Source organism: Segatella copri (assembly GCF_019127135.1).
In the GTDB taxonomy this organism is placed as follows: domain Bacteria; phylum Bacteroidota; class Bacteroidia; order Bacteroidales; family Bacteroidaceae; genus Prevotella.
The window spans coordinates 1-395 of the sequence record NZ_JAHOEA010000203.1 but is presented as its reverse complement, the minus strand read 5'-3'; the positions used below and the strand labels follow the sequence as shown (position 1 = coordinate 395).

Genomic DNA, 395 nt, shown 5'->3' with positions numbered 1-395 from the left:
TCTCCATCGGCATCATCAACAAGATGGGAGCCGCCAGCATCAAGGAGTGGAGCCTTGCCAAATGCGTAGAAGGCTACCGCCTCAGAGCCCGTGCTACCGGTAAGCTCAGCAACACCCAGCTCTCTCTCGATGCCAACGCCAAGAACGCCATGGATCTCCTCAACTCCAGCGAGAGCTCTGCAGGCGATAACACCACTGGCGACACTACACAGGGCGGTGACACCACACAGGGAGGCGGAACATCACAGGGAGGCGGAACATCGCAAGGCGGCGGTACGACCGACACTGGTGATACCGGTGATACCGGCGACAACAGCGGCAACATGGGATAACCAAAAACACGTATGCGAAAACAGGAAGAAGGAATAAGGGGATAAGCTGAGCGGCGACAGGGA

General features: G+C 57.5%; 1 pseudogene. It reads left to right on the top strand.

Annotated elements, in window-relative coordinates:
* Window positions 1–332, top strand: a pseudogene (locus KSW37_RS15870) (hypothetical protein); the annotation flags it as partial.
* Window positions 333–395 lie beyond the last annotated feature (63 nt).